The organism is Pseudomonas sp. FP2309 (assembly GCF_030687575.1).
Taxonomy (GTDB): domain Bacteria; phylum Pseudomonadota; class Gammaproteobacteria; order Pseudomonadales; family Pseudomonadaceae; genus Aquipseudomonas.
This window is the reverse complement of sequence record NZ_CP117439.1, coordinates 3,374,200-3,397,637: the sequence shown is the minus strand read 5'-3', so window position 1 is coordinate 3,397,637 and position 23,438 is coordinate 3,374,200. Positions and strand designations below refer to the sequence as shown.

The 23,438-nt window shown below is 60.7% G+C and carries 28 protein-coding genes; 12 read left to right on the top strand and 16 right to left on the bottom strand.

Translation table 11 applies throughout. The features are described 5' to 3' along the window. The first annotated feature begins 11 nt into the window (after positions 1-11). Positions 12-380, top strand: a complete 369-nt coding sequence (clpS, locus tag PSH59_RS15470) for an ATP-dependent Clp protease adapter ClpS (protein WP_010567912.1) — start codon at positions 12-14, stop codon at positions 378-380. A 29-nt stretch (positions 381-409) separates the two neighbouring features. Continuing rightward, positions 410-2,680, top strand: coding sequence for an ATP-dependent Clp protease ATP-binding subunit ClpA (clpA, locus tag PSH59_RS15465; protein WP_248079480.1), 2,271 nt, complete (start codon positions 410-412; stop codon positions 2,678-2,680). 152 nt (positions 2,681-2,832) lie between these two features. On the opposite strand, the gene infA is transcribed toward clpA, so the two are convergent. The 3 genes from infA to aat form a co-directional block, all read right to left on the bottom strand. Next, the gene (gene infA, locus PSH59_RS15460) at positions 2,833-3,051 is read right to left on the bottom strand and encodes a translation initiation factor IF-1 (protein WP_002553999.1); all 219 of its coding nucleotides are present in this window, start codon (positions 3,049-3,051) and stop codon (positions 2,833-2,835) included. 100 nt (positions 3,052-3,151) lie between these two features. Next, complete coding sequence (locus PSH59_RS15455) at positions 3,152-3,859, bottom strand: arginyltransferase (protein WP_305393103.1); 708 nt, start codon at positions 3,857-3,859, stop codon at positions 3,152-3,154. A 56-nt stretch (positions 3,860-3,915) separates the two neighbouring features. Next, on the bottom strand, positions 3,916-4,596 hold the full coding sequence (aat, locus tag PSH59_RS15450; protein WP_248079476.1) for a leucyl/phenylalanyl-tRNA--protein transferase: 681 nt from the start codon (positions 4,594-4,596) through the stop codon (positions 3,916-3,918). A 484-nt stretch (positions 4,597-5,080) separates the two neighbouring features. Here aat and ftsK point away from each other — a divergent pair, with 484 nt between their 5' ends. Genes ftsK through cysG form a run of 6 tightly spaced genes read left to right on the top strand, consistent with a single transcriptional unit; the run spans position 5,081 to position 12,583 of the window. Then, entirely contained in the window at positions 5,081-7,489 is a 2,409-nt protein-coding gene (gene ftsK / locus PSH59_RS15445) for a DNA translocase FtsK (RefSeq protein WP_248079475.1), read from the top strand. Between the two features lie 54 nt (positions 7,490-7,543). Continuing rightward, a complete protein-coding gene (gene lolA, locus PSH59_RS15440) occupies positions 7,544-8,167 on the top strand; it encodes an outer membrane lipoprotein chaperone LolA (protein WP_003174700.1) in 624 nt (207 codons plus the stop codon). 27 nt (positions 8,168-8,194) lie between these two features. Further along, complete coding sequence (locus PSH59_RS15435) at positions 8,195-9,520, top strand: replication-associated recombination protein A (RefSeq protein ID WP_248079474.1); 1,326 nt, start codon at positions 8,195-8,197, stop codon at positions 9,518-9,520. Continuing rightward, positions 9,517-9,891: a fluoride efflux transporter CrcB gene (gene crcB, locus PSH59_RS15430; RefSeq protein ID WP_248079473.1), complete on the top strand. Its 375-nt coding sequence runs from the start codon at positions 9,517-9,519 to the stop codon at positions 9,889-9,891. Before PSH59_RS15435 ends, crcB begins: the two co-directional genes overlap by 4 nt. A gap of 16 nt (positions 9,892-9,907) precedes the next feature. Further along, positions 9,908-11,188, top strand: a complete 1,281-nt coding sequence (gene serS, locus PSH59_RS15425) for a serine--tRNA ligase (protein WP_248079472.1) — start codon at positions 9,908-9,910, stop codon at positions 11,186-11,188. Beyond that, complete coding sequence (gene cysG, locus PSH59_RS15420) at positions 11,189-12,583, top strand: siroheme synthase CysG (RefSeq protein WP_305393102.1); 1,395 nt, start codon at positions 11,189-11,191, stop codon at positions 12,581-12,583. Between the two features lie 67 nt (positions 12,584-12,650). Here cysG and PSH59_RS15415 read toward each other — a convergent pair whose 3' ends face one another. From PSH59_RS15415 to tusD, 6 genes are all read right to left on the bottom strand, one after another. Next, a complete protein-coding gene (locus tag PSH59_RS15415) occupies positions 12,651-13,652 on the bottom strand; it encodes a glutathione S-transferase family protein (RefSeq protein ID WP_305393101.1) in 1,002 nt (333 codons plus the stop codon). An 88-nt stretch (positions 13,653-13,740) separates the two neighbouring features. Continuing rightward, the gene (locus PSH59_RS15410; RefSeq protein WP_305393100.1) at positions 13,741-14,742 is read right to left on the bottom strand and encodes a glycosyl transferase family protein; all 1,002 of its coding nucleotides are present in this window, start codon (positions 14,740-14,742) and stop codon (positions 13,741-13,743) included. Continuing rightward, complete coding sequence (locus PSH59_RS15405) at positions 14,739-15,074, bottom strand: TusE/DsrC/DsvC family sulfur relay protein (RefSeq protein WP_248079465.1); 336 nt, start codon at positions 15,072-15,074, stop codon at positions 14,739-14,741. Before PSH59_RS15405 ends, PSH59_RS15410 begins: the two co-directional genes overlap by 4 nt. Further along, positions 15,071-15,349 (bottom strand): sulfurtransferase complex subunit TusB, encoded by a 279-nt coding sequence (gene tusB, locus PSH59_RS15400; protein ID WP_248079463.1) that lies wholly within the window; start codon positions 15,347-15,349, stop codon positions 15,071-15,073. The genes PSH59_RS15405 and tusB overlap by 4 nt, the downstream gene beginning before the upstream one ends. Then, the gene (gene tusC / locus PSH59_RS15395) at positions 15,349-15,699 is read right to left on the bottom strand and encodes a sulfurtransferase complex subunit TusC (RefSeq protein WP_305393099.1); all 351 of its coding nucleotides are present in this window, start codon (positions 15,697-15,699) and stop codon (positions 15,349-15,351) included. The genes tusB and tusC overlap by 1 nt, the downstream gene beginning before the upstream one ends. A gap of 1 nt (position 15,700) precedes the next feature. Further along, on the bottom strand, positions 15,701-16,093 hold the full coding sequence (gene tusD, locus PSH59_RS15390) for a sulfurtransferase complex subunit TusD (protein WP_305393098.1): 393 nt from the start codon (positions 16,091-16,093) through the stop codon (positions 15,701-15,703). Between the two features lie 157 nt (positions 16,094-16,250). On the opposite strand from tusD, the gene PSH59_RS15385 reads away from it, so the two are divergent. Further along, entirely contained in the window at positions 16,251-17,426 is a 1,176-nt protein-coding gene (locus PSH59_RS15385) for a CaiB/BaiF CoA-transferase family protein (protein WP_305393097.1), read from the top strand. Between the two features lie 22 nt (positions 17,427-17,448). On the opposite strand, the gene PSH59_RS15380 is transcribed toward PSH59_RS15385, so the two are convergent. Together PSH59_RS15380 and PSH59_RS15375 are read right to left on the bottom strand one after the other, a co-directional pair. Beyond that, a complete protein-coding gene (locus PSH59_RS15380) occupies positions 17,449-17,943 on the bottom strand; it encodes a SprT family zinc-dependent metalloprotease (RefSeq protein ID WP_305393096.1) in 495 nt (164 codons plus the stop codon). 126 nt (positions 17,944-18,069) lie between these two features. After that, entirely contained in the window at positions 18,070-18,672 is a 603-nt protein-coding gene (locus tag PSH59_RS15375) for a Yip1 family protein (protein WP_248079453.1), read from the bottom strand. Between the two features lie 263 nt (positions 18,673-18,935). On the opposite strand from PSH59_RS15375, the gene ttcA reads away from it, so the two are divergent. Together ttcA and PSH59_RS15365 are read left to right on the top strand one after the other, a co-directional pair. Then, on the top strand, positions 18,936-19,760 hold the full coding sequence (gene ttcA, locus PSH59_RS15370) for a tRNA 2-thiocytidine(32) synthetase TtcA (RefSeq protein WP_248079451.1): 825 nt from the start codon (positions 18,936-18,938) through the stop codon (positions 19,758-19,760). A 68-nt stretch (positions 19,761-19,828) separates the two neighbouring features. Further along, positions 19,829-20,500, top strand: coding sequence for a DNA-3-methyladenine glycosylase I (locus PSH59_RS15365; RefSeq protein ID WP_305393095.1), 672 nt, complete (start codon positions 19,829-19,831; stop codon positions 20,498-20,500). Positions 20,501-20,534: 34 nt separating this feature from the next. Here PSH59_RS15365 and PSH59_RS15360 read toward each other — a convergent pair whose 3' ends face one another. From PSH59_RS15360 to arsC, 3 genes are read right to left on the bottom strand one after another with little or no spacing between them, the layout of a single operon-like run. Beyond that, positions 20,535-20,942: a DUF2069 domain-containing protein gene (locus PSH59_RS15360; protein ID WP_248079447.1), complete on the bottom strand. Its 408-nt coding sequence runs from the start codon at positions 20,940-20,942 to the stop codon at positions 20,535-20,537. Beyond that, the gene (gene wrbA / locus PSH59_RS15355) at positions 20,926-21,540 is read right to left on the bottom strand and encodes an NAD(P)H:quinone oxidoreductase (RefSeq protein WP_248079445.1); all 615 of its coding nucleotides are present in this window, start codon (positions 21,538-21,540) and stop codon (positions 20,926-20,928) included. Before wrbA ends, PSH59_RS15360 begins: the two co-directional genes overlap by 17 nt. After that, positions 21,537-21,890 (bottom strand): arsenate reductase (glutaredoxin), encoded by a 354-nt coding sequence (gene arsC, locus PSH59_RS15350; RefSeq protein WP_305393094.1) that lies wholly within the window; start codon positions 21,888-21,890, stop codon positions 21,537-21,539. Before arsC ends, wrbA begins: the two co-directional genes overlap by 4 nt. 115 nt (positions 21,891-22,005) lie before the next feature. Between arsC and PSH59_RS15345 the strand changes: the two genes are divergently transcribed. Then, positions 22,006-22,467: a TlpA disulfide reductase family protein gene (locus tag PSH59_RS15345; RefSeq protein WP_248079441.1), complete on the top strand. Its 462-nt coding sequence runs from the start codon at positions 22,006-22,008 to the stop codon at positions 22,465-22,467. 79 nt (positions 22,468-22,546) lie between these two features. Here the strand turns inward: PSH59_RS15345 and PSH59_RS15340 are convergent, their stop codons facing one another. Both PSH59_RS15340 and PSH59_RS15335 read right to left on the bottom strand, forming a co-directional pair. Beyond that, positions 22,547-22,951, bottom strand: a complete 405-nt coding sequence (locus PSH59_RS15340) for an META domain-containing protein (protein ID WP_248079439.1) — start codon at positions 22,949-22,951, stop codon at positions 22,547-22,549. Beyond that, positions 22,948-23,388, bottom strand: a complete 441-nt coding sequence (locus tag PSH59_RS15335) for a hypothetical protein (protein WP_305393093.1) — start codon at positions 23,386-23,388, stop codon at positions 22,948-22,950. The genes PSH59_RS15340 and PSH59_RS15335 overlap by 4 nt, the downstream gene beginning before the upstream one ends. Between the last annotated feature and the right edge of the window lie 50 nt (positions 23,389-23,438).

Genomic DNA, 23,438 nt, shown 5'->3' with positions numbered 1-23,438 from the left:
CCTTTCTTTCCATGCATGCAATCAGCCAGATTCGACTAACATTCAATCAGGATCGACCGGATCACGAACACGATGACGACGGTTCTGCAGGCATTGCTGTTCAGGAGGCCAAGCCTGCTTTACAGGCGCCGCCGATGTACAAGGTGGTTTTGTTCAATGATGACTACACGCCGATGGATTTCGTGGTTGAGGTGCTCGAGGTGTTTTTTAATTTGAACCGCGAGTTGGCGACCAAGGTAATGCTGGCCGTTCACACAGAAGGACGGGCAGTATGTGGTGTGTTTACCCGTGACATCGCCGAGACAAAGGCCATGCAGGTCAACCAGTACGCCAGGGAAAGCCAGCATCCGCTACTCTGTGAAATCGAGAAGGACGGTTAACGCCGACCACTTGGGTATGAGGTGAAGCTATGTTAAACCGCGAGCTCGAAGTCACCCTCAATCTTGCCTTCAAGGAGGCTCGTTCGAAGCGTCATGAGTTCATGACCGTCGAACACCTTTTGCTGGCACTTTTGGACAATGAAGCTGCCGCCACCGTTCTGCGTGCGTGCGGCGCCAACCTCGACAAACTCAAGCATGACCTGCAGGAGTTCATCGACTCCACCACGCCACTGATCCCCGTGCATGACGAGGACCGCGAAACCCAGCCAACCCTGGGCTTCCAGCGGGTATTGCAGCGCGCTGTGTTCCATGTACAGAGCTCCGGTAAGCGTGAAGTCACGGGCGCCAATGTGCTTGTGGCGATCTTCAGCGAACAGGAAAGCCAGGCAGTGTTCCTGCTCAAGCAGCAGAGCGTTGCCCGTATTGATGTCGTCAACTACATCGCCCACGGTATCTCCAAGGTGCCTGGGCACGGCGATCACTCTGAAGGCGAGCAGGATATGCAGGACGACGAGGGTGGTGAGTCTTCTTCTTCAAGCAATCCGCTGGACGCTTACGCCAGCAACCTTAACGAGCTGGCGCGCCAGGGGCGGATCGATCCGCTGGTGGGGCGCGAGCTTGAAGTCGAGCGCGTAGCGCAGATTCTCGCGCGTCGTCGCAAGAACAACCCGTTACTGGTGGGTGAGGCGGGCGTGGGTAAAACCGCAATTGCCGAAGGCCTCGCCAAGCGCATCGTCGACAATCAGGTGCCGGATCTGCTGGCAAATAGCGTCGTCTACTCCCTTGACCTGGGTGCACTGCTGGCCGGGACCAAGTACCGTGGCGATTTCGAAAAGCGCTTCAAGGCGTTGCTCGGCGAGCTGAAAAAACGCCCGCAGGCGATCCTGTTTATCGATGAGATCCACACCATCATCGGTGCCGGTGCGGCTTCGGGCGGTGTAATGGATGCCTCGAACCTGCTCAAGCCCCTGCTGTCGTCGGGTGATATCCGTTGCATCGGCTCGACCACCTTCCAGGAGTTTCGTGGGATTTTCGAGAAAGACCGTGCCCTGGCGCGTCGCTTCCAGAAAGTCGATGTGTCCGAGCCATCGGTTGAAGACACCATCGGCATTCTGCGCGGGCTCAAGGGGCGTTTCGAAGCGCACCATGGCATCGAATACACCGATGAGGCCCTGCGTGCGGCGGCTGAGCTCGCGGCGCGCTACATCAATGACCGGCACATGCCGGACAAGGCGATCGACGTAATCGACGAGGCGGGCGCCTATCAGCGCCTGCAGCCGGTCGAGAAGCGTGTGAAGCGTATCGACGTGCCTCAAGTCGAGGACATTGTGGCCAAGATTGCGCGGATTCCTCCAAAACACGTCACCAGCTCCGACAAGGAGTTGCTGCGTAACCTGGAGCGCGACCTCAAACTCACCGTATTCGGCCAGGATGCGGCCATCGACTCGCTGTCCACGGCGATCAAGTTGTCGCGTGCGGGCCTCAAGTCGCCGGACAAGCCTGTGGGTTCGTTCCTGTTCGCCGGCCCTACCGGCGTCGGCAAGACCGAGGCGGCGCGGCAATTGGCCAAGGCCATGGGTATCGAGTTGGTACGGTTCGACATGTCCGAATACATGGAGCGTCATACGGTGTCGCGCCTGATCGGTGCGCCTCCCGGCTATGTTGGGTTCGACCAGGGCGGTCTGTTGACCGAGGCGATCACCAAGCAACCGCATTGTGTATTGCTGCTCGATGAAATCGAAAAGGCCCACCCTGAAGTCTTCAACCTGCTGCTGCAGGTCATGGACCACGGGACCTTGACCGACAATAACGGGCGCAAGGCGGACTTCCGTAACGTGATCGTGATTATGACCACCAACGCCGGTGCCGAAACGGCCGCGCGGGCTTCGATCGGCTTTACGCACCAGGATCATTCTTCCGATGCGATGGAAGTGATCAAGAAGAGCTTTACACCGGAGTTCCGTAATCGCCTGGACACCATCATCCAGTTTGGTCGCCTCAGCCACGAGGTCATCAAAAGCGTGGTGGACAAGTTCCTCACCGAGCTTCAAGCGCAGTTGGAAGACAAGCGCGTGCAGCTGGATGTGACCGACGCGGCGCGCAACTGGCTTGCCGAAGGTGGTTACGACGCGGCAATGGGCGCTCGTCCAATGGCGCGTCTGATCCAGGACAAGATCAAGCGGCCACTGGCTGAAGAGATCCTGTTTGGTGAGCTGTCCGACCATGGCGGCGTGGTGCATATCGATCTGAAGGACGGCGAACTGACCTTCGAGTTCGAGACCACGGCTGAAATGGCCTGATAGGGGTCGCAACAAAGCAAAAGGCGTCGAGAGGCGCCTTTTTGCTGTCTGGAAAACGAAGAAGATCAAACGTGCGCGCGCATTTGTGGTTTCAGGCAAATAGCGCGCGCACAAAAACGCCCGGCATAACCGGGCGTTTTGTATTGACTTGCTTAGCGAGCGCGGTAAGTGATGCGCCCTTTGCTCAAGTCATAGGGCGTCAGCTCGACGCGCACTTTGTCACCGGTAAGAATACGAATGTAGTTCTTGCGCATCTTGCCGGAGATATGCGCGGTTACGACGTGCCCATTTTCCAACTCCACACGAAACATGGTGTTGGGCAGGGTGTCGACGACAGTGCCTTCCATTTCGAAGCTGTCTTCTTTCGACATGCAGTAAAGCCCTCGGTATCCAGTGAATGGCCCGGTGCAACTGCGCCAGGCAAAAGCGGCGTGCATTGTGCCCGAAAAAGGGTGTTTAAGCCAAGGGGTTCTAGTTAAGCGTGACCCATCTTTGATTAATCAGCAGCTCAATGGGCCGATATTGGGTCTTGTAGTTCATCTTTTTGCAGTTTTTTATCCAGTATCCGAGGTACACCGCCTCCAGTTCCAGGCGCAAGGCTTCGCCGATTTGCCACAGGATCGCAAAGCGTCCCAGGCTGCGGCGCTCCTCCGCCGGTTCGTAGAAGGTATAGACCGCCGAGAGGCCGTTGGGCAGCAAATCGGTCACCGCCACCGCTACCAGGCGGCCGTCCGCACGAAATTCGTAGAAGCGCGAGAAGGGCAGGTCGCGTACCAGGAATGTAGAGAACTGGTCACGGCTGGGCGGGAACATATCGCCGTCTGCATGGCGTTGCTCGATATAGCGCTGGTATAGATCAAAATATTCTTCGGTGAAGCGCGGTTTGCTCGCGCTGACCGTCAAGTCGACGTTGCGCTTGAGAATGCGCTTCTGGTTGCGGTCCGGCAGAAACTGCATCACGGGGATGCGTGCCGGCACACAGGCGTTGCAGTTCTGGCAATGGGGGCGGTACAGGTGATCGCCGCTGCGCCGAAAGCCCATTTCCGAGAGATCGGCGTACACGTGCACGTCCATAGGCTGGCTGGGGTCGAGGAACAGCGTGGTGGCCTGCTCGTCGGGCAGATAGCTGCAAGCGTGGGGTTGAGTGGCATAAAACTTCAAACGCGCCAGCTCGGTCATGATCAACCCTCGGGATAAGCTTTGAAATAAGTGTAAGCCAGGTGGGCGAATGTCGCCTACGAAACCCACGGCCCGGTGCTGGGTAGGTCCAAGTGGTTGTGCAGGAACCCGGCGAAGTCACTGCGGGAGATGGCGCGAGCGCCCAGGCTGTGCAAGTGATCGTTGGGCATCTGGCAGTCAATCAGCACAAATCCCCAGGCCTTCAATTGACCCACTAGTGTGGCAAAGCCGAATTTGGAGGCGTTGTCGGCGCGGCTGAACATGGACTCGCCAAAGAATAACTGGCCCATTGCCAGGCCATAGAGACCGCCCACCAACGTGTCGTCGTCCCACACCTCGACCGAGTGTGCGTAACCGCGTTGGTGCAGCTCCAGATAGGCGCTCTGGATGCCTTGGGTGATCCAGGTGCCATCTGCGTAGGCGCGGGGGGCGGCGCACGCCTGGATAACGGCAGCGAAGTCCTGATCGAAGGTGACGCGGTAGCGCTGCTGGCGCAACAGTTTGCCGAGGCTGCGGGATACGTGAAGTTCGTCAGGGAAGATCACCGTGCGCGGGTCCGGAGACCACCACAGGATTGGCTGACCCTGGGAAAACCACGGAAAGCATCCGTGGCGGTAGGCTTGTACCAGTCGTTCGGCCGACAAGTCACCACCGGCGGCGAGCAGGCCGTTGGGTTCGCGCATGGCTTTGGCCAGCGGTGGGAAGGTCAGTGAATCGCGTTGTAACCAAGTCAGCATGGCATCCAGGCTTACGGAAGGGGAGGGGGTGGCAGGGAACATGCCTGCCCAGGCGTGTTGATTATTGTCGACGCAGCGCCATCGGGCCAGCCCGAATCGGTGAGCGAGCGGGATTACCGTTAATGGGTGTTTCTGCAACTCTGTGCCGGGGTCGTGGTCGTAATCGGGTCCGATGCATGCAGGCCATTTGCCAAGCTTGCCTTGATCTGTAAAAACAGCTCATAAGCCTTTGTCAGCAAAGACAATGCGTGCTCAAATTGACCGCCTAATGACACACCAACTTACGAAGCTTGCGGGTGAAGGGTCGGGGCGTGGCATCGGAGACACAAACCCGTACAATGCGGCCATTGTGGCCATGTCGTCGTTTCGTGAATCAATCGTGCAGTGTTAAAAGTAGATCGTTGATTTTTCAGCTGCTCGGATTGGGCAGTATTTGCAGTCATTTAACAGATGGACGCGCTAAAAGCGCAGGAAAAGACCCGTTTTGAAGAAATCCGCCGCAACACCCAAAGCAGCAGTCGTGCCGGCCTGGCGCCAGCACCTGCATTACCGCCTCAAGGAAGGTGCGCTGATCGCAATCGGCGCGCTCTGCCTGTTCCTGATCATGGCGCTGCTCACCTATGGCAAGGACGATCCAGGCTGGAGTCACAACAGCAAGATCGACGACGTGCAGAACTTCGGGGGGCCTGTGGGCTCCTACAGCGCCGATATTCTGTTCATGGTATTGGGTTACTTCGCGTACATCTTTCCGTTGCTGCTGGCGATCAAGACTTGGCAGATCTTCCGCCAGCGTCACGAGCCATGGCAGTGGAGCGGCTGGCTGTTTTCCTGGCGCCTGATCGGCCTGGTGTTCCTGGTGCTTTCTGGCGCCGCCCTGGCCCATATCCATTTCCATGCACCTACCGGGCTGCCGGCGGGCGCTGGCGGGGCGCTCGGCGAAAGCCTCGGTGACCTGGCGCGCAAGACCCTGAACATCCAGGGCAGCACCTTGATGTTCATCGCGCTGTTCCTGTTCGGGCTCACGGTGTTCACCGACCTGTCGTGGTTCAAGGTGATGGACGTGACGGGCAAGATCACCCTCGACCTGCTTGAGCTGTTCCAGGGCGCCGCCAACCGCTGGTGGGCCGCCCGCGTCGAGCGCAAGCGCATGGTTGCCCAGTTGCGCGAGGTGGACACCCGCGTCAACGAGGTGGTGGCCCCGAGCACACCGGACCGTCGCGAGCAGGCCAAGGTCAAGGAGCGCCTCATTGAGCGCGAGCAGGCCCTGAGCAAACACATGTCGGACCGCGAGAAACAAGTGCCGCCGGTGATCGCACCTGCGCCGCCCAAGGCCCCCGAGCCAAGCCATCGCGTGCAGAAAGAGAAGCAGGCACCGCTGTTTGTCGACAGCGCCGTCGAAGGCACCTTGCCACCAATTTCGATTCTCGACCCCGCCGAAAAGAAACAACTCAACTATTCACCGGAATCCCTGGCGGCCGTCGGCCACCTGCTGGAAATCAAGCTCAAGGAATTCGGTGTCGAAGTCTCGGTGGATTCGATCCACCCAGGCCCGGTGATTACCCGTTACGAAATTCAACCGGCGGCCGGTGTAAAGGTCAGCCGCATCTCCAACCTGGCCAAAGACTTGGCGCGCTCCCTGGCCGTGACCAGCGTGCGTGTGGTTGAAGTGATCCCCGGCAAGACCACAGTGGGTATCGAGATCCCCAACGAAGACCGCCAGATCGTGCGCTTCTCCGAAGTGCTGTCGACGCCTGAATACGACAACTTCAAATCGCCGGTCACCTTGGCCCTGGGCCACGACATCGGCGGCAAGCCGGTGATCACCGACCTGGCGAAAATGCCTCACTTGCTGGTGGCCGGTACCACGGGTTCGGGTAAGTCGGTGGGGGTGAACGCGATGATCCTGTCGATTCTGTTCAAATCCGGCCCGGATGACGCCAAGCTGATCATGATCGACCCGAAGATGTTGGAACTGTCGATCTACGAAGGCATCCCCCATCTGCTGTGCCCGGTGGTCACCGACATGAAGGACGCCGCCAACGCCCTGCGCTGGAGCGTGGCCGAGATGGAGCGCCGCTACAAGCTGATGGCGAAGATGGGGGTGCGCAACCTGTCGGGCTTCAACGCCAAGGTCAAGGAAGCCCAGGAGGCCGGCACGCCGCTGACCGACCCGCTGTACAAGCGTGAAAGCATTCACGACGAAGCGCCGCTGCTGAGCAAATTGCCGACCATCGTGGTGGTGGTCGACGAATTTGCCGACATGATGATGATCGTCGGCAAGAAGGTTGAAGAACTGATTGCGCGTATCGCCCAGAAAGCGCGTGCGGCCGGCATCCACTTGATCCTTGCCACTCAGCGTCCGTCGGTGGATGTGATCACCGGCCTGATCAAGGCCAACATCCCGACGCGTATGGCGTTCCAGGTGTCGAGCAAGATCGACTCGCGGACCATCATCGACCAGGGCGGCGCCGAACAACTGCTGGGCCATGGTGACATGCTCTACATGCCGCCCGGCACCAGCCTGCCAATTCGCGTACATGGCGCGTTCGTCTCCGACGATGAAGTGCACCGTGTGGTTGAAGCCTGGAAGCTGCGTGGGGCACCGGAATACAACGACGATATCCTCGCCGGTGTCGAAGAGGCCGGCAGTGGTTTTGACGGCGGCAGCGGCGGTGGTGACGATGACGCCGAGACCGACGCGCTGTACGACGAAGCCGTGGCCTTTGTACTGGAAAGCCGTCGCGCCTCGATTTCCGCAGTGCAGCGCAAGCTCAAGATTGGCTACAACCGCGCTGCCCGCATGATCGAAGCCATGGAAAACGCCGGCGTCGTGACCGCCATGAACACCAACGGGTCGCGTGAAGTGATTGCCCCCGGGCAGATGCGCGACTGACCCCGTGCCGTGTGGCAACACGCGGCGCGCCTTAACGACTCAATGAGGACTCCCATGCGCTTTATCCGCATGCTGTTGTTGCCGGCACTGGCCCTGACCGCTGTTTCGGCTCACGCTGACCCGGCCTCCGTGGCCAGCCTGAAGAACCTGTTGGACAAGTCCCAGACCCTGACCGCACGTTTCTCCCAGCTGACCCTGGATGCGGGCGGTACCCAGTTGCAGGAAACGGCCGGTGAAATGGCGGTGCAGCGCCCCGGGCTGTTCTACTGGCATACCGAAGGCAAGGCCGAACAGACCATCGTTTCCGATGGCCAGAAAGTCACGCTGTGGGACCCGGACCTTGAGCAGGCGACCATCAAGAAGCTCGACCCGCGCCTGAACCAGACGCCCGCACTGCTATTGTCGGGCGATGTGTCGAAGATCAACGACAGCTTTGACATCACCTCCAAGCAAACCAGCAATGTGATCGAGTTCACCCTCAAGCCCAAGTCCAAGGACACGCTGTTTGACACGCTGTCCCTGTCGTTCGGCAACGGTGTAATCAATAACATGCGCCTGGTCGACAGCGTCGGCCAGCGTACCGATATCCTGTTCAGCGGGGTCAAGGCCAACCAGCCGGTGCCTGCGTCCAAGTTCAAGTTCGACATCCCCAAGGGTGCCGACGTGATCCAGGAATAACTCGCCCAGAGGTTTCAAACGCTGCCCATGGATCTGTTTCGAAGTGACCCGATCGCCCAGCCCCTGGCCGCACGCTTGCGTTCGACCAATCTGGACGAGTACGTCGGTCAGGAACACCTGCTCGCTCGCGGCAAGCCTTTGCGTGAAGCACTGGAGCAGGGCGCGCTGCACTCGATGATTTTCTGGGGGCCGCCGGGCGTGGGTAAAACCACCCTGGCGCGGCTGCTGGCGAAAGTGTCGGATGCGCACTTCGAAACGGTCTCGGCGGTGCTGGCCGGGGTCAAGGAGATCCGCCAGGCGGTCGAGGTGGCCAAGCAGCAGGCAGGCCAGTACGGCAAGCGCACGATTCTGTTCGTCGACGAAGTGCATCGCTTCAACAAGTCGCAGCAGGACGCGTTTTTGCCCTATGTGGAAGACGGCACGCTGATCTTTATCGGCGCCACCACCGAAAACCCCTCGTTCGAACTCAACAACGCATTGCTTTCGCGGGCGCGGGTCTATGTGCTCAAAAGCCTGGATGAAGCGGCGATGCAAAAGCTGCTGCAGCGCGCCTTGAGCGAAGACAAGGGCCTGGGCAAGCGCCAACTGAGTCTTAGTGACGAAGGTTTCAAGATCCTGCTCAGCGCCGCTGATGGCGATGGGCGGCGCTTTCTCAACCTGCTGGAGAACGCCTCCGACCTGGCCGAAGACGGCACCGAGATCGGTGTCGACCTGCTGCAAAGCCTGCTCGGCGACACCCGCCGCCGTTTCGACAAGGGCGGCGAAGCTTTTTACGACCAGATTTCGGCGCTGCATAAATCGGTGCGCGGCTCCAATCCGGACGGCGCGCTGTACTGGTTTGCGCGCATGATCGACGGCGGTTGCGACCCGCTGTACCTCGCGCGTCGCGTGGTGCGCATGGCCAGCGAAGACATTGGCAACGCCGACCCGCGCGCGCTGAGCCTGTGCCTCGCCGCATGGGACGTGCAGGAGCGCCTGGGCAGCCCGGAAGGCGAGCTGGCGGTGGCCCAGGCCATTACATATCTGGCCTGCGCGCCAAAAAGCAATGCGGTGTACATGGGCTTCAAATCGGCCCTGCGTGCGGCCGCCGAGTACGGCTCGCTTGAGGTCCCGCTGCATTTGCGCAATGCGCCGACCAAACTGATGAAGCAACTGGGCTACGGTGATGAGTACCGCTACGCCCACGATGAACCGGACGCCTATGCCGCCGGTGAAGACTACTTTCCCGACGAGCTTGAGCCATTGCCGCTTTACCAGCCTGTGCCCCGCGGCCTGGAGCTGAAAATCGGTGAAAAGCTCAATCACCTCGCCAGCCTCGATCGTTTAAGCCCCAGACAGCGGAGAAAGTCATGATTCCTTTGGTGGTTGCAGTCTCCGCAGGGGGGATCGCAGGTACACTGCTTCGCTTTGCAACGGGTAATTGGGTGACCGCCCATTGGCCGAAGCACTTCTATACCGCGACGCTGGCCGTTAATATCGTGGGCTGTCTGCTGATCGGCATTTTATATGGCCTGTTTTTAGTGCGCCCCGAGGTACCTGTCGAGGTGCGCGCCGGGTTGATGGTCGGCTTTCTTGGCGGCCTGACGACCTTTTCATCTTTTTCACTGGATACCGTGCGCCTGCTGGAAAGTGGGCAGGTGCCGCTGGCAATCGGCTATGCGGCCATCAGCGTATTCGGCGGGCTGCTCGCCACCTGGGCTGGCCTGTCCTTGACCAAACTTTGATAAACGAGAGACCGACATGCTCGATTCCAAACTGTTACGTAGCAACCTTCAGGACGTAGCGGACCGCCTGGCATCCCGTGGCTTTGCCCTGGACGTCGCGCGCATCGAAGCGCTGGAAGAACAGCGCAAGACCGTCCAGACCCGCACCGAAGCACTGCAGGCTGAGCGTAACGCGCGTTCCAAATCCATCGGTCAGGCCAAACAGCGTGGCGAAGACATCGCTCCGTTGATGGCGGACGTCGAGCGCATGGGCACCGAGCTGTCCGACGGCAAGGTGGAGCTGGACAAGATCCAGTCCGAGCTGGACCAGATCCTGCTGGGTATTCCTAACCTGCCACATGAGTCCGTGCCGGTCGGCGAAGACGAAGACGGTAACGTTGAAGTGCGTCGCTGGGGCACGCCAAAAGCCTTTGATTTCGAGATCAAGGACCACGTCGCCCTGGGCGAACTGACCGGTGGCCTGGATTTCGAAACCGCCGCGAAAATGTCCGGTGCGCGCTTTTCGTTGCTGCGCGGCCCGATTGCGCGCATGCACCGTGCCCTGGCGCAGTTCATGATCAACCTGCACACCGGCGAGCATGGCTACGAAGAGGCCTACACCCCGTATCTGGTTCAGGCGCCGGCGCTGATGGGCACCAGCCAGTTGCCGAAGTTCGAGGAAGACCTGTTCAAGATCAGCCGCGACGGCGAAGCCGATCTGTACCTGATCCCGACGGCCGAAGTGTCGCTGACCAATATCGTGGCCGGCGAGATCCTCGACGCCAAGCAACTGCCGATCAAATTTGTCGCCCACAGCCCGTGCTTTCGCAGTGAAGCCGGCGCGTCCGGGCGTGACACGCGCGGCATGATCCGCCAGCACCAGTTCGACAAGGTCGAGATGGTGCAGGTGGTCGAGCCGTCGACCTCGATGCAGGCCCTGGAAAACCTCACCGCCAATGCCGAGCGCGTCCTGCAATTGCTGGAGCTGCCGTACCGCGTGCTGGCACTGTGCACCGGCGACATGGGCTTCAGCGCCGTGAAGACCTACGACCTGGAAGTGTGGGTGCCGAGCCAGGACAAGTACCGCGAAATTTCGTCGTGCTCCAACTGCGGTGATTTCCAGGCTCGTCGCATGCAGGCGCGTTTCCGCAATCCGGAAACCGGCAAGCCGGAACTGGTACACACCCTCAACGGTTCGGGCCTGGCGGTAGGCCGTACCCTGGTCGCCGTGCTGGAAAACTACCAGCAGGCCGACGGTTCCATTCGCGTGCCGGACGTGCTCAAGCCTTATATGGCGGGCGTTGAGGTCATCCGCTAAATGGAATTTCTGCCGCTGTTCCATAACCTGCGCGGCAGCCATGTATTGGTCGTCGGTGGCGGAGAGATTGCCTTGCGCAAGTCCCGCCTGCTGGCGGAAGCCGGTGCCGTGCTGCGAGTGGTTGCTCCCCAGATCGAAGACCAACTGCGTGCGTTGGTGCAGGGCAGTGGCGGGGTACTGATTGTGCGTGGTTATCAGGAAGCCGACCTTGACGGTTGCACCCTGGTGATCGCCGCGACCGACGACGAGCCGCTGAACGCGCAAGTGTCCAGTGATGCCAAGCGTCGCTGCGTGCCCGTCAATGTGGTGGACGCGCCGGCCTTGTGCAGTGTGATCTTCCCGGCGATCGTCGATCGTTCGCCGTTGGTGATTGCGGTGTCCAGTGGCGGCGATGCGCCGGTACTGGCGCGTTTGATCCGAGCCAAACTGGAAACCTGGATTCCTTCAACCTACGGCCAATTGGCCGGGCTGGCGGCGCGTTTTCGTGCGCAGGTCAAAAGCCTGTATCCGGATGTGCAGCAGCGTCGTGCGTTCTGGGAAGAAGTGTTCCAGGGCCCGATTGCCGACCGTCAATTGGCCGGGCAGGGCGCTGAGGCCGAGCGTCTGTTGATCGACAAAGTCAACGGTGCGCCACCTTATGCGCCGGGCGAGGTATACCTGGTGGGCGCAGGCCCGGGCGATCCGGACCTGCTGACCTTCCGCGCGCTGCGCCTGATGCAGCAAGCCGATGTGGTGCTGTATGACCGCTTGGTAGCGCCTGCGATTCTCGACCTGTGCCGTCGCGATGCCGAGCGTGTGTACGTCGGCAAGCGTCGCGCCGACCATGCCGTGCCTCAGGAGCAGATCAACCAGCAACTGGTTAACCTGGCCAAGCAAGGCAAGCGCGTTCTGCGCCTGAAGGGCGGCGACCCGTTCATTTTTGGGCGCGGCGGGGAAGAGATCGAGGAACTGGCGGCCCATGGCATCCCGTTCCAGGTGGTGCCGGGGATCACCGCAGCCAGCGGCTGTGCGGCGTACGCCGGTATTCCACTGACCCACCGTGACCATGCGCAGTCGGTGCGGTTTATCACCGGGCACTTGAAAAACGGCACGTCGGACCTGCCCTGGCAGGACCTGGTGGGGCCGTCGCAGACCTTGGTGTTCTATATGGGGTTGATTGGCTTGCCGATCATTTGCGAACAACTGGTCAAGCACGGGCGCGCCGCCGATACCCCGGCCGCGTTGATCCAGCAGGGCACCACGTCCAATCAACGCGTGTTTACTGGCACCCTGGCGGATTTGCCGCGCATGGTGGCGGAGCATGAAGTGCATGCGCCGACACTGGTGATCGTCGGCGAAGTGGTGTTATTGCGCGAGAAACTCAAATGGTTTGAAGGGGCTCAATCCCTGGTCTGAACCCCGTACCTGCCGCTTTGGCGAGCGGGCTTGCATACGTGCGACGCAAGCTCGCTCACCCCATCCCTCACTGACGGCTGAATACCGATTTGCCGCTCAGTTTTTCTCGGTCATGCAGGGCGTCAAAGCGTTGCGATGGCCCTTTGGGCACAATCCCCGTCGGATTGATCGTCCGGTGGCTCCCGTAGTAATGCCCCTTGATGTGCTCGAAATTCACCGTCTCGGCCACCCCCGGCCACTGATATAACTCGCGCAACCAGTTCGACAGGTTCGGATAATCCGCGATCCGCCGCAAATTACACTTGAAGTGGCCGTAATACACCGCATCAAATCGAATCAGCGTGGTGAACAGCCGGATATCCGCCTCGGTGAGGTATTCGCCGGCCAGGTAGCGATGATCGCCAAGGTGCTGTTCCAGGTGGTCGAGTTCGGCAAACACATCGTCAAATGCGCTTTCGTAAGCTCTCTGCGACGTGGCGAAGCCTGCGCGATAGACGCCGTTGTTCACGGCCGGGTAGATGCGCTCGTTGAGGCTGTCGATGGTTGCACGGAGTGGCTCAGGGTAAAAATCCAGGGTATTGCCGGTCAGTCCATCGAATGCGCTGTTGAACATGCGGATGATCTCCGCCGATTCATTGCTGACGATGCGCTTGAGTTGTTTGTCCCACAGCACCGGCACGGTGACGCGCCCGGTGTAGTCGGCGGTCTCCGCGGTGTAGCGCTGGTGCATGTAGGTAAAGTCGTCGAGGGCATCGCCGGTAGAGCCGTGAGCCTTATCGAAGGTCCAGCCGTTTTCCAGCATCAGCCAACTGACCACGGACACGTCGATCAGGCTTTCCAGGCCCTTTAGCGTGCGCATGATCAAGGTGCGGTGAGCCCAGGGGCAGGCCAGGGACACGTAGAGGTGATAGCGACCGGCCTCAGCCTTGAAGCCGCCTTCGCCGCTGGGGCCGGGCTGGCCGTCGGCCGTCACCCAGTGGCGGCGTTGGGCCTGTTCGCGCTGGAAGGCGCCATCGGCGCTGCTTTCGTACCACTGGTCTTTCCAGTGTCCTTCGATCAACAAACCCATGACTGGCTCCTCAACTATTAAGCGTTGGAGCCCAGTCTAAAGGGATGAGTTCGAACTAAAAGCGCAAAGACTGCGGGTCAATGATCGATTAAATCGATTTGTCCCGTGCGTCCCAGTACTGCTGGGCCAAAGCGAAGGCCTGTTCCCGCGGGTGGCCGAGACCGCGCAAGGCCAGGGCCATGGTGGCAATCAGCGCCAATTGCGGATAGCTGTCCTGTACGTCGCCACGCCACACCGCTTTTAAATGCGCCGGGTCGAGGGCGGCCGGTTTTACGTGGCGCTGGGCGGAGAGGGCGGACCATTCTTCGTCCCAGCTTTCGCCGCCGGTGGTGCCGTAGAGGTGGCTCGCCGTGTCGGGGTTGATCTCGATCTCACCGCCGTCGCCCTTGACCACAATCACGTTGTCGCCGAGCAGGCCGCTGGCGTCGCGGTGCACACCCTGGTAACCGGGGTGGAAAATGCTTTGCAGCCCGCAGCGTGCATTCAGCGGGTTGAGCAGGCGTGCCAGGGAGTGGATCGGCGAGCGCAGGCCCAGGGTGTTGCGCAGGTCGATCATGCGTTGCAGTTGCGGCGCCCAGTCGCCGAGCGGGATAAACGCCAGGTTGCCCTGTTCGAACGCGGTGCCCACCTGCTGCCAGTCGCGGCACAGCGGAATCTGCAAGTCGTCGAGCAGTTGTTCGGTGTACAGCCGGCCGGCGGTGTGGGCGCCGCCGCCGTGCATGAGGATGCGCACGCCGTTGTGTGCCAGACATTTGGCTGCCAGTAGATACCACGGCAGGTGGCGTTTTTTGCCGGCGTAGGTCGGCCAGTCGATCGCCACATCAAACTCGGGTGCATTCAAGCGTTCGCGCACGGCCTCGGTGAAACCGGCGAGTTCTTCCGGGCTTTCTTCCTTGTGACGCAGCAGCATCAGGAACGCGCCGAGTTGTGTGTCTTCAACTTTATCGTCGAGCAACATGCCCATGGCCTCGCGGGCTTCCTCGCGGGTGAGGTTGCGCGCGCCGCGCTTGCCTTTGCCGAGGATGCGCACGAACGGCGCAAACGGGTGTTCGGCAGGGGTTTGAAGGGTCAGCGGGGCAACGTCGGTCATAAGCAATTCGTCGGTCTGGGCAGGCCCGCCAGTTTGGCGGCGAGTTTGGCGGGAGTGCCGTTGAACAGTTTGTTGAGGTGCAGGCTGTTGCCCTTTTCCGGCCCCAGTTTCATGGCGGTGTACTTGATCAGTGGGCGGGTGGCTGGCGACAGTTGGAACTCGGCGTAAAAGGCGCGCAGCAGTTCGAGGATCTGCCAGTGGTCCGCGGTCAATTCCAGGTGCTCGGCAGCGGCCAGGGCGTGCGCCACCTCGTGTGACCAGTCGTTGAGGTCGACGAGGTAGCCGTCCTTGTCCAGTTCGAGGCGGCGTTCGCCAATGGTCAGGGTGTTCATAGCCAGGTGTTGACCTTGTCGTAGTCGATCGACAGTTGCACAAAGCCTGGGTAATCCACGCTGTCAGCCCAATCCGGCAGCGGCAGGTTACGCGCTTGCATGTCCTCGGCCAGCACGAACACTTTGACCCCCTTGAGGTGCAGCGCCGGGGTGTGCAGCCCGTAGGCGCCGTCGCCGCAGAGCAGGATCGCGTCTTCGCGGGCGCAGATGCGCAGGCAGCTCTCGAGTCGGCTGTCGGTAAACGGGGAGTGGGCTATCACGTGTAAGGTCGACATCAGAGGGTAATCACCTGGTCGTAACGGTCAATCAGCTGCGAGATCGCGCGGCTGTCCAGCGGTTGTGCGTTGGCGGGGTGGGGCAGGCCACGCTCGGCCAGGCTGTGGTGGCAGGCAAATACATCGTCGACACCAAACAGCTCCAGTGCCTGCAGGTTGGCGCTCAGGTCTTTTTGCTGCACGGCCCTGGCGTCCTGATGCGCTGCCAACTGGAACACACCGTCATCCATGAACAGCAGGCCGATAGGCAGGTCGAACGCGCCGCCGGCCAGTACGATATCCAGCGCTTCGCGTGCGCAGGGCCCGGACCACGGCGCCTGGCGGCTGATCACCAATAGGGATTTGGACATGTCATGGCCCTCCAAAACAGATCAGGCGGTCGGCACCCTGTATCGCATCATGCAATTGGCCCAGGCCCGACAGCGCCCAGGGCGCCTCCAGGTTCACCGCGCTGCGTTGATAGCGCGTAGCCTCTTCGCTATCAAGCACGCCACGGCGCAAGGCGGCGGCAATGCACACCACGCCGTCGAGTTGGTGCCGGCTGACCAGCTCGCGCCATTGGCGAGCGATGTCTTGCTCATCCTGAGGCGCGACGATGTTATTGGACGCGCTGTACACGCCGTCCTGATAAAAAAACAACCGCACAATCTCGTGCCCGCCGGCCAGTACGGCCTGGGCGAACAGCAGGGCGCGCCGCGACGAGGGCGCGTGGGCGGCGGAATACAGGGCTATCGCAAACTTCATGGAGCACTCGGCAAGCAAACGTAGGCCAATGATAAAGCCGCAGCCCCAAAAAAGCCCGCCGTGATCAAAACAGTCACTATTGATGATTGTTCTGACGATTGCCGGTACGAACAAGGCTGCCTAGTCTGTGGGAACTCGAAACCGAAGTGGAGTTTCCATGACAGGTCCCTTGGCGTCCCTCAAAGTCCTCGATTTTTCTACCTTGCTGCCCGGCCCGTTTGCCTCCCTGATGCTCGCGGATATGGGCGCCGACGTCCTGCGTATAGAAGCGCCCAAGCGTCTGGACCTGCTGCGCGTGCTGCCGCCCCATGATCAGGGCACCTCGGCGAGCCACGCCTACCTCAATCGCAACAAACGCAGCCTGGCCCTGGACCTTAAACAGGCCGAAGCGCTGGAGATCGTGCGCGCGCTGGTGAAGGACTACGACATTGTGCTGGAACAGTTCCGGCCGGGGGTGATGGAGCGCCTGGGCCTGGGGTATGAAGCGTTGAAGGCGATTAATCCGCGGCTGATCTATGTGTCGATCACCGGGTACGGCCAGACGGGTCCGTATAAAGACCGCGCCGGGCACGATATTAACTACCTGGCGCTGGCGGGCGTGGCCAGTCACACCGGACGTCAGGACAGCGGGCCGTTGCCGCTGGGCGTGCAATTGGCGGACGTGGGCGGTGGTTCGTTGCATGCGGTGGCGGGGTTGCTGGCCGCGGTGATCGCCCGCCAGCACAGCGGGGTGGGGCAATACCTGGACGTGAGCATGACCGATTGCGCGTTCAGTCTGAACGCCATGGCGGGGGCGGGGTATCTGGCCTGTGGCATAGAGCCGGGTTGGGAAAGTCATGCGCTCAATGGCGGCAGTTTCTACGATTACTACCGTTCCCGTGATGGACGCTGGATGTCGGTCGGCAGCCTTGAGCCGGCTTTTATGCAGCGGCTCTGCGCGGCATTGGGGCGACCGGAGTTGGCCGCGTTGGGGTTGAACCCCGAGCGACAGCCGGCGCTGAAGCAGGCACTGCAGGTGGAATTCGAGAAGCGCAGCTTTGAGCAGTTATGCGAGTTGTTTGCCGGGGTGGACGCCTGTGTAGAGCCGGTGTTGAGCTTTGGTGAAGCCGTGGAGCATCCGCAGTTGAAAGCGCGGGAGTTGGTGAGCCAGGTACCTCGCGGCGACGGTTCAACCCAGGCGCAGATGGCCTGCCCGCTTAAGTTTTCTGAAGGGTTGCCAGCGCCTCGCTATATTGGCGCCGCTGTTGGGGCGCACACCGATGAGGTGCTGGCGGCCCTGGGGATCAGTGCTCAGCGGATCGCCGATTTGCGGCAGGGCAAGGTGGTCGGGTGACTGCGTGGCCTGGGACGAGGCCTCATTCCACCCGAGTTTCCCCGGAAAACACCAAGGTCTGCCGACACCGCCGACACAAATATCGCCGTCCCTGAGCCACCATGCCATGACGCTGCGCCGAAAACGGAAAATCACTCTCGGCACACGGGCAACGGTAGATGTAGCGGGTCACCTGGCGGCGTTTCACGGCATAGGTATGGCAACGGTCGGGCGGCAACTCATACACGCCGCGCATGATCAATTGCCATTCCTCGCCATGGGGCTGGATGCGTTCGCCAAACAATTGATGAGCGATCAGGTGCGCCACTTCGTGGGCCACGGTTTGTTTGAGGAAATGCAGGCTGTTTTCACGGTACAACTGTGGGTTGAAGCGCAGCAGGTTCTGGTGCAAATGCGCGACACCGGCTTTCTGGCCCCGCAGCTTGAGGCTGACCTGGGGGCGTTTGAAGCTTCGTTTGAAAAAGGACTCGGCTTGCAGGAAACACTCTTCGACGCGGGTATTGAGTTGCTCGGACATGCTGTACATCTCTCCAGAGACGCCCAGTATGCCGCAAAGCCGAGTGTTTCCGAATCTGTCAGGCGCCGAATGGTCATGCATGACGCACAAAGCCACCTTGCGGTGGCCTTGCCTGCGGGTATGCGGTCAGTTGGTATAGATCGGGCCGACGCCCAAGCCCCACACGATCACGGTGAACGCCATGATCGCCACCAGCACCACCAGGCCGACCGCCAGCACCGAGCTGGAAAACAGGAAGCCTTCGTCCGGATCGATGTTCATAAAGGTCGGCAGCCCTACATACAGCAGGTAGACGGTATAGCAGATCGCCGCCGTGCCCACGACCATGCCCAGCCACATATGTGGGTAAAGCGCCGCCAGCCCGCCGATAAACAGCGGCGTGGCGGTGTAGGTGGCAAAGGCCACGCAACGCGCCATGCTGGGGCTGGCGTCGTAGGTGCGCGCCATCCAATGAATGAATGCGCCCATCACCGCCACGCCGCCGAGCATCGCGGCATACGACATTAGGGTCATCCACAACGCACTTTCCTGGGTCAGCATCACCGGCGCACGGTTGCCGATGACCCAACCCACCTGGGTGGTGCCGATAAACGCCGAGATTGCGGGAATCGCCGCGAGAATCAGGGTGTGAGTGAGGTACATGTGGCCGATGCTTTCTTCTTTATCGCCACGGATTTCCCGCCATTCCTGATCGGGATGGGTAAACAGCCCCACGACGTGATGGATCATGCCAGTCACTCCTGTCGTTATTACCATCGCCCCCCAGCGGAGCGCCCACGGGCCACATGGCCTCAAAGGTCCGGATAGATGTGTGCGACCTCTAGTCGCAGTATAGGAAGGGATGACCGGAAAAACTGTAGGGCTTTAGAGCAAATTGCGCTGTAAACATTGGGGTTAATCGCGGCGGGGTCTTTTAGTGCTAGCGCTCTCGCCAGTTTTTTTGCGTAAAATACCCGGCTTTTCGTCACACACCTTCAGCGGATCCAAGCGCCATGGGCACTCTTACCGTCAACCAGAACAAACTGCAAAAACGCCTGCGTCGCCTGGCCGGTGAGGCAGTCGCCGATTTCAACATGATCGAGGACGGCGACAAGGTCATGGTCTGCCTCTCCGGCGGTAAAGACAGCTACACAATGCTCGATGTGCTGCTGCACCTGCAAAAGGTCGCGCCGATCAAATTCGAGATCGTCGCGGTCAACATGGACCAGAAGCAACCGGGCTTTCCCGAGCATGTGCTTCCGGCCTATCTCAAAGCGTTGGGCGTGGAGTACCACATTGTCGAAAAAGACACCTATTCGGTGGTCAAGGAACTGATCCCGGAAGGCAAGACCACCTGCTCGCTGTGCTCGCGCCTGCGCCGTGGCACGCTGTATACGTTCGCCGATGAGATCGGTGCGACCAAGATGGCCCTGGGGCATCACCGCGACGATATCGTCGAGACCTTTTTCCTCAATATGTTCTTCAATGGCTCCCTCAAGGCCATGCCGCCCAAGCTGCGTGCCGATGACGGGCGCAACGTGGTGATTCGGCCGCTGGCGTATTGCAACGAGAAGGACATCCAGGCTTACTCCGACCTCAAGCAGTTCCCGATCATCCCGTGCAACCTGTGCGGCTCCCAGGAAAACCTGCAACGCCAGGTGGTCAAGGAAATGCTGGTGGACTGGGAGCGCAAGACTCCAGGTCGCACCGAAAGCATCTTCCGCAGCCTGCAGAACGTGATTCCATCGCAGTTGGCCGACCGCAACCTGTTCGACTTCAGCAGCCTGAAAATTGATGAGAGCGCCGCTTCGCGTTTCGTCAATGTGGTGAACCTCTGACGCTGTTCAACGCTCTGAAACACGGCGCTCATGGGCGCCGTTTTGATTTTCTACCCCCAGGAGAGGGCATGCGCGATTACAAGTGGCTGCACGAATATTGTCTGAACCGCTTCGGTTCAGCGGCCGAGTTGGACGCCCACCTGCCTGTCCCCAAGACCCCGGCACAACTGCGCAAGATCAGTGATGACCGTTACCTGTCGACCCTGGCCCTGCGGGTATTCCGTGCGGGCTTGAAGCACAGCGTGGTCGACGCCAAGTGGCCGGCGTTCGAGCAGGTGTTCTTCGGCTTCGATCCGGAAAAAGTCGTGTTGATGGGCGCCGAACATTTGGAGCGCTTGATGCAGGACACCCGCATCATCCGCCACCTGGGCAAGCTCAAGAGCGTGCCGCGCAATGCGCAAATGATGTTGGATGTTGTTCAGGAGAAGGGCAGCTTTGGCGCGTTTATCGCCGACTGGCCGGTGACCGATATCGTTGGTCTTTGGAAGTATCTGAGCAAGCACGGGCACCAGTTGGGCGGGCTGTCGGCGCCGCGCTTTTTGCGCATGGTGGGCAAGGACACGTTTGTGCCGAGCGATGATGTGGTCGCGGCGTTGAATGCGCAGAAGATCGTCGACAAAGCGCCGACCAGTCTGCGCGACCTTGCCACGGTGCAGGCGGCGTTCAACCGGTGGCACGAAGAGAGTGAGCGGCCGATGTGTCAGTTGTCGATGATGCTGGCGTACACCGTCAATCACTGATCTGTGGGGTGGAGCGAGCAAGCTCGCTCGCCACTCAGGCCTGCGCCAGCCGCCGATTCAACTGATGCCGCCAGCGCACGTAAAGCAGCGCAGTACAGAACACGGCCAAGCTTGCGAGCATCTCCAGCACCCCGAACCACTGGCGGTTCGGGTCGTACGCGGCCAGCGCGCCCTTGATGAAATACAGGTTCACCACAAAGCACATCCACGAATGCCCACGTGCGCTGCCGGTCAGCATCCCCGGCGCCAGCACCAGCAAGGGCACCAGTTCGATCAGCAGAATCACCCATGGCCGCGCGCCGTGCAGGTCGGCGACGAACAGGTAATAACCGCACAGCAACCCCACCAGACCGAAGAACGCCAGCAGGCTCAGCGCGCGCGCTACGTTCACGCGTGGCTCCAGCCACGCCTGGGGTGGCAGCACCTTAGGCTTTCTGGCCACGGCCGTTCTCCAGCAGCGTTGCGGTGGTGGCCAGGCGCAGGCCCAATGCGCGGCACAGGGCGATTTCATGGGTGTCGAGCAGGCGCTTGCCGTCCGGCCCGGAATGGTGGCTGGGGCCGTACGGCGTGCCGCCGCCCTGGGTGTCGAGCAGCGCCTGTTCGCTGTAGGGCAGGCCGGTAATCAGCATGCCGTGGTGCAACAAAGGCAGCAGCATCGACATCAGCGTGGTTTCCTGGCCGCCGTGCAGGCTGGCGGTGGAGGTGAACACGCCAGCCGGTTTGCCGACCAGGGCGCCGGTGAGCCACAGGTTGCTGGTACCATCCAGGAAATACTTGAGCGGCGCTGCCATATTGCCGAAACGCGTCGGGCTGCCGAGGGCCAGGCCTGAGCAGTTTTTCAGGTCGTCGAGGCTGGCATACAGCGCGCCTTCATCCGGAATGCTTGGCGCCACGGCCTCACACTCGGTGGAAATCGCCGGCACGGTGCGCAAACGCGCCTCCATGCCACCTTGCTCAATGCCCCGGGCGATCTGCCGCGCCATTTCACTGACCGAGCCGTTGCGGCTGTAATACAACACCAGCACATACGGTGTGGTCACGGCAGAATCTCCAGTACGTTTTCCGGTGGGCGGCCAATGATGGCCTTGCTCGCGGTTTCCAGGATCGGGCGTTCCATCAACTTGGGGTGTTCAGCAATGGCTGCAATCAGGTGTGCTTCGCTGAGGCTTGCATCGGCCAGGTTCAGGCGCTGGTATTCTTCTTCGCTGGTGCGCAGCAGTTGGCGCGCGCTGAGGCCGAGCTTGGTGAGCAAGGCCTTGATTTGCGCGGCGTTCAGCGGGGTTTCCAGGTAGCGCACCACGATCGGGGCGAGGCCGCGCGCTTCCAGCAGTTCGAGCGCACCGCGGGATTTCGAGCAGCGCGGGTTGTGATAAAGCGTCAGATCGGTCATGTGCGGGTCGCATCTTGCGTAAGGTGGCGGGTATTCTACCCGCGCGGCGCCCCGTCCTTAAACCGTAAGAGGCGATAGGTCGCAGCCAACGTTCATTTTTGCGAAGGATTACCCCATGACAAGTCGACTGATCGGTGCATTGGCGATCATCACAACCCTGCTGCTCAGCGGCTGCGGCAATGACTATGGCGTTGACCAATATGGCCAGAAAATCGCGGCCGAACGCCTGGACAAGCAATGGCTGGTGGTCAACTACTGGGCTGAGTGGTGTGGCCCGTGTCGCACGGAAATCCCGGAGCTCAATGCTCTGGCCGAACAGCTCAAGGCCCAGAACGTAGGTGTGTTCGGGGTCAACTTCGACAACGTACAGGGTGAAGAACTCAAGGCCGCCAGCGACAAGCTGGGGATCAAGTTCACCGTGCTGGCGCAGAACCCTGAGGGGATCTTTGACATTCCACGCAGTGAAGCCTTGCCGGTGACTTACATCATCGATGACAAGGGTAAGGTGCGTGAGCAGTTGATGGGTGAACAGACGGCGGAAGGGGTGTTGGCCAAACTCAAGGCTCTGCGCGGCTAGCGTCATTTGCCTCAGCAAAAGGGGGGAGAGGGCAAGCCCGCTCCCGTCTTTGCATCTCATGACCTGCAGATATCTGGAATCAGCCCTCTTCAAGCCACAAGCGAATCGGCTTGCCCTCGGCGGGCCAGAAGCGCGTCTGCTCGATGGGTGAGATGTCCCAGCGCTGCACGCCCTGCAAAGCCTGGAAGAAACGTTGCTCCTGTTCCATCAAGGCCTCGCCGCACAGCTTGCGGGTGCTGCCAAGCTTGCCGAAGCTGAGCTTGTCGCCGTCCAGGGTGTAGGGCGCAAACCAGTGGTTGCAGCCGCCGTTGCCGTAGGCGCGGCCATCCTCACCGAGGGTGACGGTCAGGTGCGCGTAATCCATCAACGGCCGCTCACCGATCCACTCCACCACATAGCTGTGATTCTGCTTGAGCTTGACCGCATTCCCTGCGCAACCGCTCAGGCCCGCCATGGCGGCGGCGAGCAGAAGCAGGCGTTTCATTGCGCGGCCTGCTGGCATTTCGGGCAGCGGTGTTTGTCGGCGTCGCGAGCCCAGCCCAGCGCTTGGATGCGCGCGTTGGCGGCCGGTTGCAGCGGTTCTTTGGTCAGCTTGGTTTCCACCGCGAATTCAAACTCCAGCACGGTGTCGCAGCTGTCGCAGTTGACCTTCCAGGTGTGAATCTCCAACTCGCCGAATTTTGGCCCTTGGGCCATGGCGACCCATTGGCCTGCCGGGCGAATCGAATAGCGCGCGTCCCCTTCGACAGTCAGGCGCATCGACAGGGTTTTACTGCCGCGCAGGGTGACGATCAGTACATCGCCATGCTTGATCGAACCACCGTTGCCAGTGACTTGGTAACGGCCCGGCACCAGGGCGCGGCATTCGATGAGGGTGTGTTGCGGGCTCAGCAAGCTGAAGCGGAAATCGTGTTCGGCCATGGATCCTCCAAATAGGCGCGGCATCCTATCACGGGTGCCTGCTGATCATG

Bases quoted from the DNA above. Each gene is read 5' to 3' on its own strand.
- clpS (WP_010567912.1), top strand. From the start codon at position 12: ATGCATGCAATCAGCCAGATTCGACTAACATTCAATCAGGATCGACCG.
- clpA (WP_248079480.1), top strand. From the start codon at position 410: ATGTTAAACCGCGAGCTCGAAGTCACCCTCAATCTTGCCTTCAAGGAG.
- infA (WP_002553999.1), bottom strand. From the start codon at position 3,051: ATGTCGAAAGAAGACAGCTTCGAAATGGAAGGCACTGTCGTCGACACC.
- PSH59_RS15455 (WP_305393103.1), bottom strand. From the start codon at position 3,859: ATGACCGAGCTGGCGCGTTTGAAGTTTTATGCCACTCAACCCCACGCT.
- aat (WP_248079476.1), bottom strand. From the start codon at position 4,596: ATGCTGACTTGGTTACAACGCGATTCACTGACCTTCCCACCGCTGGCC.
- lolA (WP_003174700.1), top strand. From the start codon at position 7,544: ATGCGCTTTATCCGCATGCTGTTGTTGCCGGCACTGGCCCTGACCGCT.
- PSH59_RS15435 (WP_248079474.1), top strand. From the start codon at position 8,195: ATGGATCTGTTTCGAAGTGACCCGATCGCCCAGCCCCTGGCCGCACGC.
- crcB (WP_248079473.1), top strand. From the start codon at position 9,517: ATGATTCCTTTGGTGGTTGCAGTCTCCGCAGGGGGGATCGCAGGTACA.
- serS (WP_248079472.1), top strand. From the start codon at position 9,908: ATGCTCGATTCCAAACTGTTACGTAGCAACCTTCAGGACGTAGCGGAC.
- cysG (WP_305393102.1), top strand. From the start codon at position 11,189: ATGGAATTTCTGCCGCTGTTCCATAACCTGCGCGGCAGCCATGTATTG.
- PSH59_RS15415 (WP_305393101.1), bottom strand. From the start codon at position 13,652: ATGGGTTTGTTGATCGAAGGACACTGGAAAGACCAGTGGTACGAAAGC.
- PSH59_RS15410 (WP_305393100.1), bottom strand. From the start codon at position 14,742: ATGACCGACGTTGCCCCGCTGACCCTTCAAACCCCTGCCGAACACCCG.
- PSH59_RS15405 (WP_248079465.1), bottom strand. From the start codon at position 15,074: ATGAACACCCTGACCATTGGCGAACGCCGCCTCGAACTGGACAAGGAC.
- tusB (WP_248079463.1), bottom strand. From the start codon at position 15,349: ATGTCGACCTTACACGTGATAGCCCACTCCCCGTTTACCGACAGCCGA.
- tusC (WP_305393099.1), bottom strand. From the start codon at position 15,699: ATGTCCAAATCCCTATTGGTGATCAGCCGCCAGGCGCCGTGGTCCGGG.
- tusD (WP_305393098.1), bottom strand. From the start codon at position 16,093: ATGAAGTTTGCGATAGCCCTGTATTCCGCCGCCCACGCGCCCTCGTCG.
- PSH59_RS15385 (WP_305393097.1), top strand. From the start codon at position 16,251: ATGACAGGTCCCTTGGCGTCCCTCAAAGTCCTCGATTTTTCTACCTTG.
- PSH59_RS15380 (WP_305393096.1), bottom strand. From the start codon at position 17,943: ATGTCCGAGCAACTCAATACCCGCGTCGAAGAGTGTTTCCTGCAAGCC.
- PSH59_RS15375 (WP_248079453.1), bottom strand. From the start codon at position 18,672: ATGATCCATCACGTCGTGGGGCTGTTTACCCATCCCGATCAGGAATGG.
- ttcA (WP_248079451.1), top strand. From the start codon at position 18,936: ATGGGCACTCTTACCGTCAACCAGAACAAACTGCAAAAACGCCTGCGT.
- PSH59_RS15365 (WP_305393095.1), top strand. From the start codon at position 19,829: ATGCGCGATTACAAGTGGCTGCACGAATATTGTCTGAACCGCTTCGGT.
- arsC (WP_305393094.1), bottom strand. From the start codon at position 21,890: ATGACCGATCTGACGCTTTATCACAACCCGCGCTGCTCGAAATCCCGC.
- PSH59_RS15345 (WP_248079441.1), top strand. From the start codon at position 22,006: ATGACAAGTCGACTGATCGGTGCATTGGCGATCATCACAACCCTGCTG.
- PSH59_RS15340 (WP_248079439.1), bottom strand. From the start codon at position 22,951: ATGAAACGCCTGCTTCTGCTCGCCGCCGCCATGGCGGGCCTGAGCGGT.
- PSH59_RS15335 (WP_305393093.1), bottom strand. From the start codon at position 23,388: ATGGCCGAACACGATTTCCGCTTCAGCTTGCTGAGCCCGCAACACACC.